This window comes from Arthrobacter sp. NicSoilB8, assembly GCF_019977355.1.
Taxonomy (GTDB): Bacteria; Actinomycetota; Actinomycetes; order Actinomycetales; family Micrococcaceae; genus Arthrobacter.
Genome location: NZ_AP024655.1, coordinates 3,759,252 through 3,778,646, shown reverse-complemented (window position 1 = coordinate 3,778,646; position 19,395 = coordinate 3,759,252). Strand labels below are relative to the sequence as shown.

The window sequence follows — 19,395 nt, the reverse complement described above, 5'->3', positions numbered from 1 at the left end:
TTGTCCAACACCGCCACGCTGGCAACCCTGTCCGGTTCCGACCTCGCCGCCGACCCCAACTGGTGGCGCCAGGCCTCGGTGTACCAGATCTACCCCAGGAGCTTCTCCGACTCCAACGGTGACGGCCTGGGCGACATCAAGGGCCTCACCGCCAAGGTCCCGTACCTGAAGGAACTCGGGATCGACGCCGTCTGGCTCTCCCCGTTCTACCCCTCGGCGCTGGCCGACGGCGGTTACGACGTCGACCACTACCGCGACGTGGATCCCAAGCTCGGCACCCTGGCCGACTTCGACGAGATGTCCGCCGCGCTGCACGCCGCCGGCATCAAGCTCATCGCTGACATCGTCCCCAACCACTCCTCGAACCGGCACGAATGGTTCCGGGAGGCCCTCGCCTCCCCGCGCGGCTCCGCGGCCCGCGAGCGGTACATCTTCCGCGACGGCCAGGGCGAAAACGGCGAGATCCCGCCCTCGGACTGGGAGTCCGTGTTCGGCGGGCCTGCCTGGGAGCGCATCACCGAGCCCGACGGCACGCCCGGCCAGTGGTACATGCACATTTTCGCCAAGGAGCAGCCGGACCTGAACTGGTCCAACCGCGAAATCCGCGACGACTTCCTCAAGACCCTCCGCTTCTGGTCCGACCGCGGCGTGGACGGGTTCCGCGTCGACGTCGCCCACGCCCTGACGAAGGACCTCACCGAGCCGCTGATCTCCAAGGTGGAGCTGAGCGCCGCCAACACGGGGACGGACGGGTTCCCGGACGGCTCGCACCCGTTCTGGGACCGCGACGAAGTCCATGAAATCTACGCCGAATGGCGTGAGGTGTTCAACGAGTACAACCCGCCACGCACCGCCGTCGCCGAGGCCTGGGTGCACGCCACCCGCCGCGCCCGCTACGCCAGCCCGCAGGGCCTGGGCCAGGCGTTCAACTTCGACCTCCTGCAGGCCGACTTCGACGCCGGCGAGTTCCGCGAAATCATCACCCGGAACCTCGCCGAGGCCACGGAGTCCGGCGCCTCCTCCACCTGGGTCTTCTCCAACCACGACGTGGTCCGCCACGCCACCCGCTACGGCCTGCCCCAGGGCGGCGGCAAGCACGCCCAGGGCCAGGACGGCAAGGGCTGGCTGCTGGCCGGCGCCCCGCCCGAGGAGCTCGACGTCGAACTCGGCCTGCGCCGGGCCCGCGCCGCCACCCTCCTGATGCTGGCCCTGCCGGGTTCCGCCTACCTGTACCAGGGCGAGGAGCTCGGCCTGCAGGAAGTCGCGGAGATCCCCGACACCGAGCGCCAGGACCCCACCTTCTTCCGCAACAAGGGCGTGGAGATCGGCCGCGACGGCTGCCGCGTGCCGCTGCCCTGGTCCCCGGAGGGCACCTCGTTCGGCTTCGGCGACGGCGGCGCGCACCTGCCGCAGCCGGCCTGGTTCAGCCGCTATGCCGTTTCCGCGGAAGACGGAGTGGAGGGGTCCACGCTGGAGCTCTACCGCCGGGCCCTGAAGCTGCGCCGCGAACTGCAGACCTCCGAGGAGCTTCAGTGGCTCGAATCCGGCAGCGCCGACGTCCTGCATTTCAGCCGCCCCGGCGGCTGGCAGTCGGTGACCAACTTCGGTGACGCGCCCGTTGAGCTGCCCGCCGGCGAGGTGCTGGTCAGCAGCGGCCCGCTCGAAGGCGGACTGCTGCCGGCCAACACCACCGTCTGGCTGCGGTGAGCCCCGCACCGGCTGCTGTGTCCGGGCCGCCGGCCCCGGAGGTGACCCTGGGCCAGGAACTCATCTATGGCTGCATGGGGCTGGGCGGCGGCTGGTCGGCGGAGCCGTACTCGTCCGCGGATGTGGACGAGGCGGCCGCCGCCGTCGAAGCGGCCCTTGATGCGGGGATCACGCTCTTTGACCACGCGGACATCTACCGCAACGGCAAGGCCGAGGCCGTCTTTGGCGAGGTCCTGGCCCGGACTCCGGGGCTGCGGGAGAAGATCCGGCTGCAGACCAAGTGCGGCATCCGGCTCAACGAACAGGGCCTGGAGGCGTACTACGACCTCAGCCGGGACGGCATCCTGGAACGGGTCAACGAAAGCCTCGGCCGCCTCCGGACGGACTACGTGGACGTGCTCATGCTGCACCGGCCGGATCCCCTGATGGATCCGGCGGAGGTGGCGTCCGCCGTCGGGCAGCTCATGGCCGAAGGCAAGGTGCGGGCCGTGGGCGTGTCCAACATGTCCGGGCCGCAGATCGAGATGCTGCAGGACCGGCTCGAGGCGCCCGTGGTGGCCAACCAGCTCGAAATGAGCCTGCTGAAGCGGGCCTGGCTCGAGAGCACAGTGCTGGTCAACCATGCCGAGGGCACGGACTACAGCTTCCCGCACGGCACCGTGGAGCATTGCGTGCGACACGGCATCGGGATCCAGGCCTACGGCTCGCTGGCCCGCGGCCTGTATACCGGGGCGCCGGCCGCCGAGCCGACGCCGGCCGAAGAGGCTGCCACCGCCCTCGTGGCCGCCCTGGCCGCCGCGAAGGGGACCACCGGGGAGGCGATCGTGCTGGGCTGGCTCATGAAGCACCCGGCCGGGATCGCACCGGTGATCGGCACCGCCAAGCCGGACCGGATCCTCGCCTGCGCCGGCGCCGCCGAGGCCGCCGCGGCCATGACCCGCGCCGAGTGGTACGGCCTTTGGATCGCGGCGCGGGGAAGCAACATCCCCTAGACCCTCCGTCGGCCTCCCCACCCAACTGGCTGGCAGCTAAGGCCGTTTTGAGCGCTGAAAACGGCTTCTACTGCCAGCTAGTTGGGCCGGGATGTGATTTTGGTCGTAATGGTCGCCCCGGAGGACCAGATCGCTTAGCCGCAAGTGCCCCCGGGCGGCTAGCGTAGATGCATGACCTCTACCACCACCGCCGAATCACTTCGGCCCCAGCGCAACATCCCAGCCGACATCGCCCGCTCCTGGCTGCTGGTCAACGCGATGAAGCCGGAACTCTTTGACCAGTCCGCCGTCTCCCGGGCCGATGCGATCATCCTCGACATCGAAGACGCGGTGGACCCCTCGCAGAAGGACGCCGCGCGCGCCAATGTCGTGAACTGGCTGACCGCCGGCGGCAGCGCCTGGGTCCGGATCAATGACGCCACCAGCCCGTTCTGGGCCGATGACCTCGCCGGGCTGCGCGGCACCCCCGGCCTGCTCGGCATCATGCTGGCCAAGACCGAATCGGCCGACCAGGTCACCGAGAGCTTCCACCGGATGGACGGCAAGACCCCGGTCATCCCGCTGGTCGAGTCAGCCGTCGGCATCGAGGAAGCCAACAATATCGCCAAGGCCCAGGGTGCCTTCCGGCTGGCCTTCGGCTCGGGCGACTTCCGCCGCGACACCGGCATGGCGGCCACCGCCGAAGCCATGGCCTACCCGCGAGCCAAACTGGTGGTCGCCAGCCGCGTCGGCAACCTGCCCGGCCCCATCGACGGCCCCACGGTCGGCACGAACCACCCGATCCTGCGCGAACAGACCGGCATCACCGTGATGATGGGCATGACCGGCAAGCTCTGCCTCGCGATCGACCAGACCCCGGTCATCAACGAGGTCATCAGCCCCACGCCGTCCGACGTCGCCTGGGCCACCGACTTCATGGCCGACTTCGAAGCCAGCGGCCGCGTCATCCGCGACGGCTCCGACCTGCCGCGTCTGGGCCGCGCCGAGAAGATCATGAAGCTCGCGGTAGCCTTTGGGGTGCAGCCGGCCCTGTAGCGGCCCCACCACTTGAGGAGACCCCGTGACCGATACCCGTTATCTGGTCCACGGGGTCTTTTGGGGTGGCTCGGTGCCAGCGACCGGGGCACCAGCGTCCGGGGCGCCGGCGCTCATAGAGTCCGACGCCGGATCCGCCGTCCTGCGCCTGCAGCGGGTCGACGGCGACGGCGGGAAGGGAGCCCGGGGCGCGTTCACGGACCTGGCGCTCGACGCCGGCACTCGGCTGGGCTTCCGGATCGCCGCCGAGGGCAAATCCTGCCTTGGCCACAGTAAAGTCCACGGCCCGGCGTCCCGGGACCACGTGACCTGCCCGGCCCAGGCTCCCGCGGCCCGGGGCGGCCAGTGCGAGCGGTGCATCGTGCTGGACGACTCCCGGCTCATCCACGACTTCCACCGAGGCGGCCGGGTCCCGCCGGGCCTGCGCGCCTACCTCATGCAGCCGCACTGGCTCTACGTCGCCACCTTCGCCGGCGGTGCCAGCAAGGTCGGAACAGCGTCCCACCTGCGCAAATGGCACCGGCTCGCCGAGCAGGGCGCCGTGGTGGCCCGCTACGTCGCCCGCGCCGACGACGGCCGCGTGGTGCGGATACTGGAGGACATGGTCACGCGCGACGCCGGGCTGCCGCAGCAGGTCCGCTCCGCCGCCAAGGCCGCTGCGCTGGTCGAACCGGCGCCAGCCGCCGGGCTCGACGCCCTCAACCGGCGGCTGGCCGGGGAGGTCCGGGCCTTGCTCGCCGGGGCCGGCGGGGAGGGCTTCGAAGCGGTGAACGAGCGGTGGGCCCGCCCGGAGCTCTCGGCCGGCGCCTGCGCCCAGGCCGCCCGGCATGCCTACCCCCACGACCTGGGGACCGGAACGCACGGGTTCCGGGTCGACTCGCTCAGCGGCAGCATTGCGGTCGCGGCGCTGGATGGCAGCGAACTGGAGTTCGTGGTGAACCTGGGGCAGCTCAAGGCACGGATGATCGAACTCGGCGACCACGCCTCGGACGTCCCGGCCGTGCAGGAAGCATTGTTCTGACACCGGATTCACCTCGCGACGCGCAGATTTCCGGACGCGCCCGTATTCCGGCGTCGCCAGGCATTTTGAGTGTCGCCAGGTGAATGGCGCCTCCCGGGGCCGCCCCGCCGCCTGCGTCGCGCCCCGGTAGACTGGCACGGTGCTGAATGAATTCTGGGCCACCGCCTCAACCGCCTACAAGGTGCTCGTCTTCAGCGCCATGGGACTGATCGCCGTCGGCATCATCCTTAACGTGGTGGGCAACAGCACCGGCAACCAGGCCCTGGCCCTCGCCTCGCTGCCGGTGATCGGGCTGGGCCTGATCCTGCACCTTGCCGGGCTTGTGGTCCGCGGCCAGTCGATCCGGAAGAACCTCAAGCGGTAGCGGCCGCGTTCCGTAGCACGTGGCTCCGGGCATGCTCCACGGCGTCCGCAAGGGACGTGAACAGGTGCTTGTGGTGCCGCAGTGAGCGGATGACGCCCACGTTGGTCACGAGCTCCAGATGCTGCGGCTGGACCCCTTTGAGCAGGACGGTCACGCCGCGCAGTTCGAGCGCGGAGATCACTTCGACGAGCATGTGGGCGCCCGTGGCGTCCAGCATCCGCAGCTGGGACAGCCGGATGATGGCCACCTGGACGTCCTTGACCTGGCTCATCTCCTGCAGGACCCGCTCCGCGGCGCCGAAGAACATGGCCCCGTCCAGCCGGAAGATGGCGATGTGCTCGTCGCCCGGAGCCGGCGGGCCGGGGATGTCCTCCCGCCGGACGCCGCTCAGGGACGCGAATGTCCGCAGTGTGAACACGGCCGCCGCGGCAAGCCCGATCTGGATGGCCACAATGAGGTCGAAGGCGACCGTGATGAGGGCCGTGATCACGAACACGGCGGCGTCGGCCCGGGTGGACCGGAGGATCGCCGTGACCGTGTGCCGCGAGACCATGCGGGTGGCCGTGACCATGAGGATGCCGGCCAGCGCCGCCAGGGGGATCCGGCCGACGAGTCCGGCCGCAAGGTAGATGATGGCCAGCAGCACCAGGGCGTGCACCACGGCGGCGAGCCGGGTTTTGGCCCCGGAGCGGACGTTCACGGCGGTCCGGGCGATCGCGCCGGTGGCGGGCATGCCGCCGAAGAAGCCGGCAGCGATCGAGGCCAGCCCCTGCCCGGTGAGTTCCCGGTCCGGGCTGTACGCGCCGGACGGACGGCCGTCCGGACCCACCATGCCGGCGGCCACGCGGGCCGAGAGCAGGGATTCGATCGCGGCGAGCGTCGCGATGGAGACGGCGGGCATGAGCAGGCCGCCCAGCGCGGCCGGGTCCACGGAAGGCATGGCGGGCGCCGGCAGGGAGTGCGGAAGTGCGCCGATCCGGGGGATGTCCAGCGCCAGCACCTCCGCCGCCACGGTGGCGAACAGCACCGCGATCAGGCTCGCGGGAAGCGACTTGTTGAGCCGGGGCAGCAGGTACATCACGGCCGCGACGCCGGCCACCACCGCGAGGGTCTGCAGCACGGTCGGCATGGTGGCCCGTGAGGCGCTTTCGACGGCGGCCAGGAGGGTGTTGTGACCCGGCGTTCCCTCGGTGCCCGTGGCCAGGGGAACCTGCTGGAGGAAGATGATGGCGGCGATGCCAAGGGTGAATCCCTCCACGACCGGCCAGGGGATGAAGGCGACGGCCCGGCCCAGCCCGCTGGCTCCCAGGATCATGACGAGCAGCCCGGCCAGTACCGAGACCAAAGCAATGCTGCCGACGCCGTGGGCTGCGACCACCGGGGCCAGGACCACCACCATGGCGCCGGTCGGACCGGAGACCTGGACGTTGGATCCGCCCATGACGGCGGCGACCAGTCCGGCCACGACGGCGGTGATGAGCCCGGCCTCCGCCCCCACCCCGGAACTCACCCCAAAAGCCAGCGCCAGGGGGAGCGCCACGATGCCCACCGTGATGCCTGCGAACAGGTCAGTCTTCCAGGCGGACCGCAGAAGCTCGTAGTCGCGCCGGGACGGCACAAACCGGGCGAAGCGACCCCGGGGCGTGTGGGAATCCCGGGCCGGGCTTGGTGTGTGGACGGCGCTCACGGCGCTGTGCCGTCGAGTTCAACTGCGCTCTCGAGGTCAACGGCGTTGCTGCGCCCGTCGGCGCTCTCGAGGCTAACGGCGCTCTCGGGTTCAACGGCGCTGCCGGGCCCGCCCGTTCCGCCGAGGTGGCCGGCCGGCAGCTGCTGGGCTATCCGGAGCTGTTCACTCGAACCGGCCAGTCTGTCCAGCAGGAAGACCCGGGCGATCGCGAGCAGCTCCGAGATCTTGGGATGGGCCAGCCGGTACGTCACCGCGTTCGCCGTCCGGACCGACGTCACCACCCCGTGCCGGCGCAGCGTTGCCAGATGCTGGGACAGGTGCGAGGCCTCCAGCCCGGTCTCGGCGAGCAGGTAGCTGACCGGGGCGGCCGTGTCCGGTGCGGCGGCCAGGAGCTCGAGGATCCGGATCCGGGCCGGGTGGGCGAGGGCCTTGAACAGGTTGGCCTTGATCTCGTAGAGCGGAGTCTGCGCGGCGGAGATCATGGGCGGCGGACGGTGGTGGGCGGGACGGTCATGACTGGAGGACGCTTTCTCGCATCGCGGCCCGGCAGGACCGCATCGCACGGCGGAATGATGGATTGATGTTTTCATCATATCGTGCGGGTCAAGGCCCACCTCTACGCGCGGGTCAAGGCCCACCTCTAAGCGCGGGTCAAGGGCCGCCGACGCCCCGCCCGCTCCGGCGCGCACCTTGTCACGAAGCCGGACCGCCGCAGGGGTGGCGATAGGCTGGAACCATGACTATCAATCCGGATCTGCAGGGGCGCAGCTACCCTGCCGCAGAGGTGTATGACGTCGGCCGCGAGAAGATCCGCGAGTTCGCGCGCGCGGTCAAGGCCACCCACCCCGCCCACTTCGACGTCGATGCTGCCAAGGCCCTGGGGCACAGCGACCTCGTGGCGCCGCCGACGTTCGCCATCATCGTCGCCCAGCGCGCCGACGCGCAGCTGATCGAGGATCCGGAATCCGGAATCGACTTCTCCCGCGTGGTCCACGCCGACCAGCGGTTCACCCACCACCGCCCCATCGTCGCGGGCGACCGGCTGGTCGCGGAACTGCACGTCGACGGCGTGCGCGCGATGGGCGGGGGAGCCATGATCACCACCCGCTCCGAGATCTTCGCGCTTGGCAGCGATGTCACCGGCGCTGCCGGCGATTCCGCCGGCGTCCGCGAACCGGTCGCTACCACCACCTCGTCCATCCTGGTCCGCGGAGAGGGACAGTAGCCATGAGCATCACCATCGCAGAACTTACGGTCGGCCAGGACATCGGCAGCCGCAGCATCGCCGTCACCCGCACCGACCTCGTCAAGTACGCCGGCGCATCCGGTGACTTTAACCCGATCCACTGGAACGAGGCCTTCGCCACGGGCGTGGGCCTGCCCGGCGTGATCGCCCACGGCATGTTCACCATGGGCGCCGCCGTCCAGCTCGTGACCGACTGGGCCGGCGACCCGGCCGCCGTCGTCGACTTCCAGACCCGCTTCACCAAGCCGGTCCCCGTGGCTGACACCACGGGAACGCCGGAGGCCGGTGCCGTGATCGAGGTCAGCGGCGCCATCGGAGCGCTCGACGCCGACGCCGGCACCGCCCGTGTCGACCTCACGGTCGTCTCGGCCAGCCAGAAAGTCCTCGTCAAGGCCCAGGCCGTCGTCAGGCTGGCCTAGCCCGTGATGCTGCTGTGACCAAGGATGTCTTCGTCCCGGCCGCGGAGATCACGCACTGGCGGAACGCCGTGGTGGTGGCGTATGGGGCCAGCGGCATCGCGTTTTCCACCTGGGTGTCCCGGCTGCCGGCCATCCGCGACGGCCTGGACCTGACGCCCGGCACCGTCGGGCTGCTCCTGCTCTGCATGACGGCGGGATCGTTCCTGTCAGTGTCGGCCTCGGGCCTGATTGTCCTTCGGCTCGGTTCCAAGCTGACCATCCGGATCGGCAGCATCATGGTCGGGTTCGGGCTCATGCTGGCGGGCTTCGGAACCTCCGTGCTCGCCAACCCGGTGGCGGTCGCCGCGGGACTGGCAATCATCGGGCTGGGCACCGCCAGCTGGAACACGGCGTCCAATGTCGAAGGCGCCGCCGTGGAGCGCGCCGTCCGGCGGCACATCATGCCCCGGCTGCACGGCTCCTTCAGCCTGGGAACAGTGGCAGGAGCCGGGCTGGGCGCCTGGGCGGCCGCCGCCGGGATCCCCGTCTTCTGGCACCTCGCCGCGGCAGGCCTGCTGGTGGCCGGCTCGGTGACCACCGCCGCGGCGTGGTTCCGCGCCGACATCACGCCGGTGCAGGGCGAACGCCCCTTCACCGTGTCCGGGACGGACACCTTCGAGGATCCCTCCACCGGGCCCATCCCCGTCGTCCGGCAAACGGATGCGGTCCCCGAGCAGCCGCTGGACAACAAACGCCAGATCGCCCAGGCCTGGCGAGACCGGCGCACCCTGCTCCTCGGGGTGCTGGTCCTCGGGCTTGCCCTCGCAGAAGGCGCCGCGGGCGACTGGGTGGCGTTGGCGCTCGCGGACGGCCACGGCCAGACCGACGCAGCCGGGGCCGCCGGGTACGGCCTGTTCGTCACCTTCATGACCATCGGCCGTTTCGCCGGCACCGTGGTCCTGGACCGCTTCGGCCGTGTCCCGGTGATGCGCTGGTGCGCCGCGCTGGCGGTGCTTGGCCTCGGCTTGTTCGTCTTCGCCCCCGTGCCGTGGCTCGCGTACGTTGCCCTGGCCATCTGGGGCCTCGGCGCCTCGCTCGGCTTCCCGGTGGGCATGTCCGCCGCCGCCGACGATCCCCGCAAGGCGGCCGCGCGCGTCTCGGTCGTCTCCACGATCGGCTACGGCGCCTTCCTGTGCGGGCCGCCGCTCCTGGGCCTGCTGGCCGAGCACGTCGGCATTCTCCACTCGCTGCTGGCCGTCATGGTGATGCTGATCGTCAGCTTCCTGCTCTCCCCGGTGGCACGCAAACTCCCCGCGTCCGTTGCCGCCGCCTAGCTAAGGCCGCCGCCTCGGCAGGGACAACCTGCGCCGGCTTAGGCGGGGGGATGATCCCGGCTAGGCTGGTCAGGTGACCCAGATTCAGCTCTCCGCCCTGACCACCGCCGCTGTCGGCGGGCCCGCCGGCAGCTACCGCGAGGCCCGCAGCGAGGCCGAGATCATCGACGCCGTGCGGGCGGCGGACGCCGCCGGCCAGCCCCTGCTGATCATCGGCGGCGGCTCCAACCTGCTGGTTTCCGACGCAGGGTTCCCCGGCACGGTCCTGAAGATCGCTTCCCAAGGCTTCACCGTCAACGCCGAGGACTCCTGCGGCGGCGTGTCGGTGGTGGTGCAGGCCGGCCATAACTGGGATGCCTTCGTCGAACACGCCGTGAAGCATGCCTGGTCCGGCGTCGAGGCGCTCTCCGGGATTCCCGGCGCCACCGGGGCCACCCCCGTGCAGAACGTCGGCGCCTACGGGGCCGACGTCTCGCAGACGATCGCCGCGGTCCGCACCTGGGACCGGGAACGCAACGCGGTAAAGACCTTCACCAATTCCGAACTCAAGTTCGGCTACCGTGACTCCGTCCTGAAGCAGACCACCGTCGACGGCTCGCCCCGGTACGTGGTGCTCACCGTGGAATTCCAGCTCCCGCTCGGCCGGATGAGCGCCCCGATCCGCTACGCCGAGCTTGCCCGGGCGCTCGGCGTCGAGCAGGGACAGCGGGCCTACGCCAACGACGTCCGGCGCGAGGTGCTGCGGCTCCGGGCGTCCAAGGGCATGGTCTGGGATGCGGACGACCGTGACACCTACTCCACGGGGTCCTTCTTCACGAACCCGATCGTGCCCGGAGAGGTCGCGGCAGGGCTGCCTCAGGAGGCGCCGCGGTACCCGGGCGGCGCCGACGGGCTGACCAAGCTCTCGGCGGCCTGGCTGATCGACCAGGCCGGCTTCACCAAGGGCTTCGGGCTGGACCCGGAGAGTGTCTCGGGCGGCCGGGCATCGCTTTCCACCAAGCACACGCTCGCCATCACCAACCGGGGCGGGGCGAGCACGGCGGACATGCTGGCGGTGGCGCGCGAGGTGCGCCGCGGCGTCGTCGAACGCTTCGGGATCGAACTGCACCCGGAACCGCTGCTGATCGGCGTCGAGCTCTAGTTCCTGCCCCGGCCCGGGCCCGCCCGCCACCACGCCCAGGCAAGGACCGCATCGAGGTACGGCCGATTTTCCTATTGCAGCTCCTGAACGTGCAGGCTGAGCCACAAAACCACTGTGTCTTCGGGGTGGTCCACATCAATTCCAAAGAGTTCCCGGAGGCGCCGCAAACGGTAGCGGAGCGTGTTCTGGTGCACCGAAAGTGCCGCCGAGGTTTTGGCGGAATCGCGGGAGAAATCGAGGTAGGTGCGCAAAGTTCTCGCGTAGTCGGTTCCTGATTCGGCGTCGTACGTCCTCATGCTGGCCGCGGCCGGAGACACAAGATGCGGCGTGTTCCGGAACATCGCACTGAGTTCCAGCAGAGTCAGACGGCTGCGCACTTCCTGGGCGTTCGCATAGTCGCCGGCGCTCCGGCCGGAGGCGAGCATGAGCAAGACGAGGTCCGCGTCGTGCCGGGAACGGCTGATGTCCGCGGCGGTGGTGACGATCGAGCCCGTTGACACCCGCAGCTTGACCCGCAGCGACGCGGCTGAACGCTCGATCAGGCGGCGGGCCAGGGTCTCAATGGATCCGGGGCCCGAGGCGGGGCCCGAGGCGGGGGCCTCGGTGAACAACGCATAAATCGTGGTGCCGATGAGTACGCACTGCGCACCTTGCCGGTGCGCTTCGCACTGGGTCGTTACAAGGTCGACGAGCCGGATCAGGGACAGCTCGTCGGACTGCCCGAGGTCCAGTTGGAAAGCCGCGACGACGAAGGGGCCCGAGTGCTTCAGTCCGAGCTGTTCTGCTACAAGCTGGACGTCGTCTCCGCCTTCGAGGAGCCGGCGGAGGAGCTCGGCCCGTTGTTGCCGCGCAAGGTCAATGGTGCTTCGCGCCCTCAGGATGTGGAGGACTGCGATATCCGCGGCGCGCTCGAGTGCCTGCTCCGCGTCGGAATCCAGGTCCCCGTTGGCGTCCACTACCCAGATAGACCCCAGCGGTTGGTTACCGGCCCGGACAGCGATGGCCAGACGGTCCATCGCCGGACGAACACCTTCAATGCGCACGGCGCCGCGGGACCGGAACACGCTGGCATATTGACCGGCATTCTCCGGCAGGTAGGGAACCTGGCGCCCCAGGATTCCGTTCCGTCGGTCGTCGTCGATCGGTTGGTGGGGGAGGGTGGAGTATGCGAGAACCTGTTCCTGGAGGTTTTCGATGGCCGTGGCCCCACCTACCAGCGCGGCAATGGCGTTGGCTAGGGCAAACAGGTCGCCCACTCCCAGCGGCGAGGCCGACCGGTTGGCTTCCGCGGAGGCGCTGAGGGCAGACTCCAGGAGCGCATCGAGTTGCCGCCACCCCACGGCGTCGTCGACGACCAAGAGTGCTATGCCGGCCTGGTCAGCTGTGTTCGCGAGGTCTTCGATGTCCTGAGACAGCTGCTTGAGCACGATCGCGCCGAAGCCTGCTTGCGCTGCTTCCCGGACAACGAGGGCTGTCTCCGGTTCTGCAGGGTGGAGTCCGATCCCCAGCAAGATTCCTCCCCGGAGCCCTTCCAAAGGTGCGAGGGGATCGTAGAGGGACGGGCTCGTCAGGGAGAGCCCGGGCGTAGTTCCGTGTGAGCGGAGGGCCAGTCCGGAGTTCGCAAGCACTTGCAGGAGGTCAGGCAAATCGATGCTGCCCGGGGTTTTCGGGATGGTTTCCACAAGGCGTAAATCTACGGCTCCTAGTGCTGGCCCACAAGTTGGAGGACTGATGTTGGTGCCAGGCACCGAAGCCAACCGGAACCGGCAAAGCCAATAGTTGATGCATGTCACTTATTGTTGAAGCCAGTCCAACAGCACTCCAGGCCGGGGAAGCGGCAGCAGCCGCAGCATCCAGGGCCGGCGTCCGGGTCATCGACGAACATGACCGCGACAAGCTCAGGGACGTGGAAGGGCTGCTCATAGCCATCTGGGGTATGTCTCCCCACGGAGCGCCTGTTCCTTTCGATTTGCTGCGGAGCATTTCGCACGCGGGCTGCAATGTTTCCGCTGCATACAACGCGGACGGGGCCCTGTGCGGAGCCGCCGTCGGCATCGTGTCCCCCGGCGGAGCGGCTACCTATTCCCTGATCGCCGGTGTCCTGCCCGGCGCGGCGGACAAAGGCGTCGGTTTCGCCCTCAAACAGCATCAGCGGGCGTGGTCGCTTGCCCGCGGAATCGAAACGATGACGTGGACCTTTGACCCGCTGGTCAGCCGGAACGCCCGTTTCAACCTCACGAAACTCGGAGCCCATGCCTTCGAGTACGCACGCGATTTTTACGGCGAAATGCACGACGACATCAACGCCAACGATGAAAGCGACCGGCTCGTCGCCGTTTGGCCTTTGTCCTCCGAGCGGAGCATCAGGTGCAGCGAAGGGTCCGTCGAAGAACTGGAACTGCCCGAAACGGCCCTGAACAACATTCTCGAGTACGGCCCGGACTCCAGGCCGGTCCTCCTCGAAACGCCGGACACCCTCTGGTGCCGGGCACCGCAAGACATCGTGGCGCTAAGGACCGCGAACTCCGATGAAGCGGGACTGTGGCGGTTACGGATCCGCGGAATCCTCGAATCGGCTTTCGCCTCCGGCTACAACGCATCCGGCGTCACCCGAACCGGCTGGTACCGGCTGACGAAAACCAACCAGGCATAACCCTTACCCAACACCAGGAGTACAGAATGCGACCCAGAAATCGTAAGGTTTCCGCGCGTATCGCGCGCCAGGCCCTTGGCGCTGCCGGCCTGACCCTCACCTTCGGACTAGCTGCCTGTTCGGCAGGAACAGTGCCGGCCGCGGATTCGAAGACCATGTCCGCGGCCGACGTCGACCCCGCTGCGGCAGCGGCCCTGCCAGAGCGCTACAAGGCAGCCGGAGTCATCAAGGTGGCATCGGACATTCCGTACCCGCCGATGGAGATGTTTGACGAGAACCAAAAACTCACGGGTCTGGACTACGACCTTGCCCAGGCCTTGGGCGCGAAGCTCGGGGTGCGGCTGGAACTGCAGACCCAGGCTTTCGACAGCATCATTCCGTCGCTGCAGTCCGGCAAGAACGACATCATCATGTCAGGGATGAACGACACCGCTGAGCGCCAGGCGACGCTGAACTTCGTCGACTACTTCCATGCCGGATTCTCCATCCTCGTACCCAAGGGCAACCCGGACCGCATCACAACCGTGATGGACCTGTGCGGCAGGAACGTTGCCGTGCAGAAGGCGACCGTGCAGGCGGAGATTCTTCGCAGCTATGACCAGCAATGCAAGGACAAGGGCTCAGAACCGGTGGGCGTCTCCGAACTGCCGCTGGAAACGGATGTCCAGACGGCCGTCCGTTCAGGAAAAGCAGCAGCCGACGTCGTCGATTCCGCCGCTGCTGCGTACGCCGCCAAGACCGCCGGGAACGGCAAGGTCTTCGACGTCGTCAAAGACCCGGCAAACCCTTCCGGCTACAAGCCCGTCTACACCGGGATCGGCGTCCTTAAGAAGGATGCGGAGCTCAGCAAGGCCTTGCTGGCAGCCCTTGAGGCGATCGTCGCCGACGGCAGTTACGGCACGATCCTTGAGAAGTACGACCTCTCCGATTACCGGGTCAAGGAAACCGGCCTCAACTTGGGTGCGGCCAAACCATGAAACAGGCAAACACGCTCCCATCCCGGAAAGTAGCAGCTGAGACCGCGGCTGGGACCGCAATCGGCGGCACTGCCGAGGACGATGTTGTGGCTGTTCCGTTGCGCCACCCGTGGCGCTGGGTAGTCGCGGCAGCGTTGGCTCTCGGATTTGTGGCCCTTTTTTCATCTATGTGGTCCAACCCGAACATTGACCACTCGACCATCAAGAACTACGCGTTCCACCCCCGGATCCTCAGCGGAATCGGCCTCACCCTGGCGCTGACGGCCATTTCCATGCTCGTCTCCACGCTGCTTGGCGTGCTGCTCGCGGTGATGCGCCTTTCCAGAAATCCGGTGATGAACGCGTTCGCCTGGCTCTATGTGTGGGTCTTCCGCGGCACCCCGCTGCTGATCCAAGTTGTTTTCTGGGGCTATCTGGGGCTGCTCTATTCACAGATTTCGCTGGGCCTGCCGTTCACTGACTTCACATTCTTCTCAATCGAAACCAACGCCCTGGTTCCGGCGTTCACGGCCGGACTACTGGCCATGACGTTGAACCAGGCCGCCTATTCAGCCGAAATAATCCGGGGAGGGATGCTCTCAGTGGATACCGGCCAGCACGAAGCCGCGTATTCGCTCGGGATGTCACCTGCCTTCGCCCTTTTCCGGGTGGTGCTGCCACAAGCGATGCGCGTGATCATCCCGCCGATGGGCAACGAGACGATCTCGATGTTGAAAAACACCTCACTGTTGTCAGTCATCGCTGTACTTGAGCTCTACACGGTGGCAACGCAAATCTCTTCGCAGAACCTCCGACAAGTGGAACTGCTCGTAGTGGTCAGCTGCTGGTATCTCTTCCTGACCACGGTGCTATCCGTTCCGCAGTACTACCTGGAACGGCACTACGGCCGTGGAAATGCGCGCCAGCAAACCCCCACACCCCTGGGCAGGATGCTCTCCACACTCCGCAAAGACGGCAAGCACCACGCAGAATCGAAAGGACTCCAGCCATGACCGACGCCCTCGCCACCCATGAGCAAGCGGTCGGCGCCGCCGTGTCGCCGCTCCTCGTTGCCAGCAACGTCCGCAAACACTACGGCAGCGTGGAGGTATTGAAGGGCATCTCGCTGACCGTCAACGCCGGGGAGGTGATGTGCCTTCTGGGCCCATCCGGTTCGGGCAAGTCCACTTTCCTGCGCTGCATCAATCATTTGGAGCGGATCGACGGAGGACGGATATCCGTCGGCGGGGACCTGATTGGCTACACCCAGCGTCAGGACCGGATTTTTGAAATGAATCCCCGTCAAGTGGCCAGGCAGCGGCGGGGCATCGGCATGGTGTTCCAGCGCTTCAATCTCTTCCCTCATATGACTGCCTTGCAGAACATCTCGGTTGCGCCGGTGGGAGTGAAAAAAGTGCCTAAGCAGCTAGCGCTCAAGCGGGGAATGGACCTGCTGGAGCGGGTGGGCCTGGCACACCTGGCGGGGGCCTACCCGGCGCAGCTATCCGGAGGCCAGCAGCAACGGGTCGCAATTGCCAGGGCGCTGGCCATGGATCCCCAGCTCCTGCTCTTCGATGAGCCGACGAGCGCCCTGGACCCGGAACTGGTAGGCGACGTCCTCGACGTTATGCGCACACTGGCCGCCGATGGCATGACCATGATCGTCGTCACTCACGAAATTGGCTTCGCCCGGAGCGCTGCAGACAACGTCGTCTTCATGGACGGCGGCGTCGTGGTGGAATCAGGGGCACCGGCTGCCGTGCTGGACAACCCGCGAAACCCCCGGACCATCGCCTTCCTCAACAGCGTTATGTAAGAAGCCCGGATGCACGGCCATACCGGTTGTCATGTTTGGCGGCTGGGCCCGGAACGCCCTGGCCGCTCCTTCCGTCCTATGAACAGTGAGCCCTAAATGAAGATCTCCCGCGCCACCATCACCCTCATCGATGTTCCGTTGCTGGAACCCTTTGTGGTCGCCTATGCCTCTTACGCCTCAATGCCCAGCGTCATCCTTACCCTTGAGACCGACGACGGCGTAACCGGGTACGGCGAGAGCGTTCCGGACGGCCACATCACCGGAGAAACCCCCACCGGGACCGTCGAAGCCCTCAAAACCGAGTTGCTTCCCGCCGTGATGGGCTTGGATCCCCGGGACATCACTGCCGTCCATCAGCGGCTCAACCAGGCACTCAAGGGCTGCGGAGCAGCGAAAGCAGCCGTCGACATTGCCTGCTGGGACCTGGCGGGAAAGGCGGCCGGACGCCCGATCTACGCGCTGCTCGGCGGCCGGCGGCCTGAACAGCCAACCATCGCCAAGGTATTGAGCATCCTGGAACCGGAAGTCCTCGTGGCACAGGCAATCCAGGCGCGCGGGGAAGGCTACCGCCACCTCAAAATGAAGCTCGGCAGCGATGACGGGCAGGACATCGAGCGCGTGCGAGCGGTCCGGGCAGCGGTCGGCAACGACATGGCCATTCGTGTTGACGCCAACCAGGGCTGGGGCGATACCGCTACCGCACGCACCATGATCCGAGCCCTTGAACCATTCCAGATTGACTGGGTGGAGCAGCCGATCCCCGCGGACGATATCGATGGCTTCCGGCTGCTCCGCCAGGACACGAGCGCCCGCCTCATGGCCGACGAATCCGTGGTTGACGCCAGCGACATCGTGCGGTTCGTCCGCGACCGCTCGGTGGACATGGTCAACCTCAAATTGATGAAGAGCGGCGGCATCACGCCTTGTCATCGTCTGGCGACTCAGGCTGAACTCGGCGGACTCAAAGTGCAGATCGGTTCCATGCTGGAAACAAGCGTTGCCTCCGCTGCCGGCTTCCACCTGGCCCTCAGTCACCCGAATATCGTGTCCACCGAACTCTCCGGGCCCATCAAGTTCACTAAGGAACCTGGCGACCTTCAGTACATTCTCCCCACCGTCCGGATCACTGAGCGGCCCGGGCTCGGAGTCGATGTGGACACGGACATTCTCGCCGAACTCACGGTGAGCGAATGCGAAGTCAGCGCGTGAGCGGCGGCGCCATGAGGCGTCGGCGGTTGGCGGAGATTTGGACCCACCTGCACAACCATCCTGAACCCAGCATGCAGGAATTCGCCACTGCAGATTACCTCGCGGGACTTCTGGGGCAGGCGGGTCTTGAGGTTCGCAGGTTCGAGTCCCTGCCGGGTTTCACGGCCGACGTCGGGACGGGCGCTCCGGTGATTGGACTGCGGGCAGAAATGGACGCCCTCGTACAAAACACGGCCGGGGGGCCGACGGCGGTCCACTCCTGCGGTCACGACGCCAACATGGCGATAATCGCCACCGTGATGCTTGAGCTGGGAGAACTCGGGGACCTGCTGGAGGGTTCTGTGCGGGCGATCTTCCAGCCGGCCGAAGAGCTAGGCAACGGTGCCGAACTCGTGGCTGCCCTGGGCGTGGGTGATGGGCTCAGTCATCTCTTCGGTGTGCACTTGCGTCCGCAAGAGGAACTGCCGGCTCCATATTTCGCGCCCTCCATTTCGCACGGATCATGCCTGTTTGCGGCGGGAACCGTCACGGGGGCCGACCACCACGGGGCGCGTCCACACCTCGGGGTGAATGCCGTTGAGGTTGCGCTCGAAATCTCCGAGGGGTTGGGCCGCATAAAGGTCGACCCGCAAGTTCCCAGTTCGGCCAAGATGACCATGCTCCACGCCGGTGGGGAGAACCTCAACGTCATACCGGGCAGCGGGCGCTTCGGAGTGGACCTGCGGGCCCAAACCAACGAAGTCATGTCCGCCCTTCGCGCAGGTCTCGAGTCACTCTGTGCACGGGTGGCTGCGTCAACGGGGGCGGCGATCGACCTCGACTTCCGGGACGGGGTGCCTGCGGCCGTGATCGGGCCCAGCGCCGAAGCCGCCCTTGCCTCTGCAGTGGCCACGGAACTGGGCGACAACCACGTGCGGCCACGGATTGTCACATCGGGATCGGACGACTTCCATTTCTACACGCTGCGAAACCCTGAAGTTCAGGCAGCCATGCTTGCCGTCGGGGCGAACGTCCAGCCAGGACTTCATGACCCGTCCATGACATTCGAAGCCGAAGCTATGGAACGGGCGGTTGGCGTGCTGCTTGAAGCCTGCCGGCAGACGCTGCGGGGGCGTCAATCGTAGCGGTGTTCGGCTGGTCCTTATCGGCGGACCGACATTCATCCGCCCTACCGGTCCGTGTGGCGGGGGGCCACCTTGCTGAAAAGCATGAACGTGAAACCGGACGCCGCGGCCCCGAGCAGGAAGACCTGGCAGAATGCCACGGACTGAACGCTGGGCCCGCTCTGCAGGACCAGCCCGGCGCACGCAAACGCCACGGCGCCGGCCAGCAACGCCAGTGAGCCGAGCAGGAAGGCCTGTACGGTGGCCGGAAACTCTCCGGCGTAGTCGAGCTGGAGCTCCTGGCCCCGCGAGGCGGCAGGTCCGGGCTTCACGCCCTCCGGCGTCCGTGCCTGAGACCGTGCCCGAGACCGTGCCTGAGCCCGTGCCTGAGACCGTGCCCGCGGCTGCAGGGCCGCGGCCGTGACGAAGCTTCCCACCGATACTGCCATGCTCAATCCCGCCACCAGTTGCAGCGTACTCATCATGGGCGACAGCCGGGTGCCGCTGGCAATGGCGACGGCGAGCCCGGCAGCCATGCCGGCCGCACTGGCGGCCCAGCCCAACAGGGCCAGCTTCCGGCACAGGGGCCGCAGCTGCGGCCACACCTCACTCATGGTCATGCATCAAGGGTAAGGAGGCGTGCTGGGCGGCGGCTGGGAACAGCCCGGCAACAGCCCGGAAGGGAGCGCCGGAAGAGAGCGCCGGAAGAGAGCGCCGGAAGAGAGCGCCTGAA

At 67.6% G+C, this 19,395-nt stretch carries 18 protein-coding genes and 1 pseudogene; 15 read left to right on the top strand and 4 right to left on the bottom strand.

Annotated features, from left to right (window positions below):
• The 5 genes from LDO15_RS17040 to LDO15_RS17020 all read left to right on the top strand — a co-directional run bounded on the left by LDO15_RS17040 (position 1) and on the right by LDO15_RS17020 (position 5,119).
• Positions 1-1,707, top strand: a complete 1,707-nt coding sequence (locus LDO15_RS17040) for a glycoside hydrolase family 13 protein (RefSeq protein WP_223980316.1) — start codon at positions 1-3, stop codon at positions 1,705-1,707.
• Positions 1,708-1,781: 74 nt separating this feature from the next.
• Positions 1,782-2,699, top strand: coding sequence for an aldo/keto reductase (locus LDO15_RS17035; RefSeq protein WP_263428402.1), 918 nt, complete (start codon positions 1,782-1,784; stop codon positions 2,697-2,699).
• A 171-nt stretch (positions 2,700-2,870) separates the two neighbouring features.
• Positions 2,871-3,734 (top strand): CoA ester lyase, encoded by an 864-nt coding sequence (locus tag LDO15_RS17030; RefSeq protein WP_223980312.1) that lies wholly within the window; start codon positions 2,871-2,873, stop codon positions 3,732-3,734.
• A gap of 25 nt (positions 3,735-3,759) precedes the next feature.
• Positions 3,760-4,755 carry a DUF2797 domain-containing protein gene (locus LDO15_RS17025; protein WP_223980310.1) on the top strand — a complete coding sequence of 332 codons (996 nt, stop codon included), beginning with the start codon at positions 3,760-3,762 and terminating at the stop codon, positions 4,753-4,755.
• A gap of 139 nt (positions 4,756-4,894) precedes the next feature.
• On the top strand, positions 4,895-5,119 hold the full coding sequence (locus LDO15_RS17020; RefSeq protein WP_223980307.1) for a DUF3188 domain-containing protein: 225 nt from the start codon (positions 4,895-4,897) through the stop codon (positions 5,117-5,119).
• Here LDO15_RS17020 and LDO15_RS17015 read toward each other — a convergent pair.
• Positions 5,109-6,737, bottom strand: a complete 1,629-nt coding sequence (locus tag LDO15_RS17015) for a SulP family inorganic anion transporter (RefSeq protein ID WP_223987507.1) — start codon at positions 6,735-6,737, stop codon at positions 5,109-5,111. The two genes, LDO15_RS17020 and LDO15_RS17015, sit on opposite strands and share 11 nt — an antisense overlap.
• A gap of 203 nt (positions 6,738-6,940) precedes the next feature.
• A pseudogene (locus tag LDO15_RS17010) lies at positions 6,941-7,288 on the bottom strand (metalloregulator ArsR/SmtB family transcription factor); the annotation flags it as partial.
• Between the two features lie 254 nt (positions 7,289-7,542).
• On the opposite strand from LDO15_RS17010, the gene LDO15_RS17005 reads away from it, so the two are divergent.
• The 4 genes from LDO15_RS17005 to LDO15_RS16990 all read left to right on the top strand — a co-directional run bounded on the left by LDO15_RS17005 (position 7,543) and on the right by LDO15_RS16990 (position 10,925).
• The gene (locus tag LDO15_RS17005; protein ID WP_223980305.1) at positions 7,543-8,031 is read left to right on the top strand and encodes a MaoC family dehydratase N-terminal domain-containing protein; all 489 of its coding nucleotides are present in this window, start codon (positions 7,543-7,545) and stop codon (positions 8,029-8,031) included.
• Between the two features lie 2 nt (positions 8,032-8,033).
• Positions 8,034-8,471, top strand: a complete 438-nt coding sequence (locus LDO15_RS17000; RefSeq protein ID WP_223980302.1) for a MaoC family dehydratase — start codon at positions 8,034-8,036, stop codon at positions 8,469-8,471.
• Positions 8,472-8,485: 14 nt separating this feature from the next.
• Positions 8,486-9,784, top strand: a complete 1,299-nt coding sequence (locus tag LDO15_RS16995) for an MFS transporter (RefSeq protein ID WP_223980299.1) — start codon at positions 8,486-8,488, stop codon at positions 9,782-9,784.
• 73 nt (positions 9,785-9,857) lie between these two features.
• A complete protein-coding gene (locus tag LDO15_RS16990) occupies positions 9,858-10,925 on the top strand; it encodes a UDP-N-acetylmuramate dehydrogenase (protein ID WP_223980297.1) in 1,068 nt (355 codons plus the stop codon).
• 71 nt (positions 10,926-10,996) lie between these two features.
• On the opposite strand, the gene LDO15_RS16985 is transcribed toward LDO15_RS16990, so the two are convergent.
• On the bottom strand, positions 10,997-12,607 hold the full coding sequence (locus LDO15_RS16985) for a helix-turn-helix domain-containing protein (RefSeq protein ID WP_223980294.1): 1,611 nt from the start codon (positions 12,605-12,607) through the stop codon (positions 10,997-10,999).
• 104 nt (positions 12,608-12,711) lie between these two features.
• Between LDO15_RS16985 and LDO15_RS16980 the strand changes: the two genes are divergently transcribed.
• From LDO15_RS16980 to LDO15_RS16955, 6 genes are all read left to right on the top strand, one after another.
• Entirely contained in the window at positions 12,712-13,578 is an 867-nt protein-coding gene (locus LDO15_RS16980) for a GNAT family N-acetyltransferase (RefSeq protein WP_223980292.1), read from the top strand.
• Positions 13,579-13,604: 26 nt separating this feature from the next.
• Entirely contained in the window at positions 13,605-14,555 is a 951-nt protein-coding gene (locus LDO15_RS16975) for an ABC transporter substrate-binding protein (protein ID WP_223980290.1), read from the top strand.
• 86 nt (positions 14,556-14,641) lie between these two features.
• Complete coding sequence (locus LDO15_RS16970) at positions 14,642-15,547, top strand: amino acid ABC transporter permease (RefSeq protein WP_223980288.1); 906 nt, start codon at positions 14,642-14,644, stop codon at positions 15,545-15,547.
• Positions 15,544-16,350, top strand: a complete 807-nt coding sequence (locus LDO15_RS16965; RefSeq protein ID WP_223980286.1) for an amino acid ABC transporter ATP-binding protein — start codon at positions 15,544-15,546, stop codon at positions 16,348-16,350. The genes LDO15_RS16970 and LDO15_RS16965 overlap by 4 nt, the downstream gene beginning before the upstream one ends.
• 96 nt (positions 16,351-16,446) lie before the next feature.
• On the top strand, positions 16,447-17,559 hold the full coding sequence (locus tag LDO15_RS16960) for a dipeptide epimerase (RefSeq protein ID WP_223980284.1): 1,113 nt from the start codon (positions 16,447-16,449) through the stop codon (positions 17,557-17,559).
• 71 nt (positions 17,560-17,630) lie between these two features.
• Positions 17,631-18,683 carry an amidohydrolase gene (locus LDO15_RS16955; RefSeq protein ID WP_263428240.1) on the top strand — a complete coding sequence of 351 codons (1,053 nt, stop codon included), beginning with the start codon at positions 17,631-17,633 and terminating at the stop codon, positions 18,681-18,683.
• Positions 18,684-18,727: 44 nt separating this feature from the next.
• Here the strand turns inward: LDO15_RS16955 and LDO15_RS16950 are convergent, their stop codons facing one another.
• On the bottom strand, positions 18,728-19,282 hold the full coding sequence (locus LDO15_RS16950; RefSeq protein WP_223980280.1) for a hypothetical protein: 555 nt from the start codon (positions 19,280-19,282) through the stop codon (positions 18,728-18,730).
• Between the last annotated feature and the right edge of the window lie 113 nt (positions 19,283-19,395).

What these genes read in the sequence shown, in the direction of transcription:
- LDO15_RS16965 (WP_223980286.1), top strand. Translation starts at nt 15,544, where the DNA reads ATGACCGACGCCCTCGCCACCCATGAGCAAGCGGTCGGCGCCGCCGTG.
- LDO15_RS16950 (WP_223980280.1), bottom strand. Translation starts at nt 19,282, where the DNA reads ATGACCATGAGTGAGGTGTGGCCGCAGCTGCGGCCCCTGTGCCGGAAG.
- LDO15_RS16975 (WP_223980290.1), top strand. Translation starts at nt 13,605, where the DNA reads ATGCGACCCAGAAATCGTAAGGTTTCCGCGCGTATCGCGCGCCAGGCC.
- LDO15_RS17035 (WP_263428402.1), top strand. Translation starts at nt 1,782, where the DNA reads ATGGGGCTGGGCGGCGGCTGGTCGGCGGAGCCGTACTCGTCCGCGGAT.
- LDO15_RS17005 (WP_223980305.1), top strand. Translation starts at nt 7,543, where the DNA reads ATGACTATCAATCCGGATCTGCAGGGGCGCAGCTACCCTGCCGCAGAG.
- LDO15_RS17000 (WP_223980302.1), top strand. Translation starts at nt 8,034, where the DNA reads ATGAGCATCACCATCGCAGAACTTACGGTCGGCCAGGACATCGGCAGC.
- LDO15_RS17030 (WP_223980312.1), top strand. Translation starts at nt 2,871, where the DNA reads ATGACCTCTACCACCACCGCCGAATCACTTCGGCCCCAGCGCAACATC.
- LDO15_RS16960 (WP_223980284.1), top strand. Translation starts at nt 16,447, where the DNA reads ATGAAGATCTCCCGCGCCACCATCACCCTCATCGATGTTCCGTTGCTG.
- LDO15_RS16980 (WP_223980292.1), top strand. Translation starts at nt 12,712, where the DNA reads ATGTCACTTATTGTTGAAGCCAGTCCAACAGCACTCCAGGCCGGGGAA.
- LDO15_RS16955 (WP_263428240.1), top strand. Translation starts at nt 17,631, where the DNA reads ATGCAGGAATTCGCCACTGCAGATTACCTCGCGGGACTTCTGGGGCAG.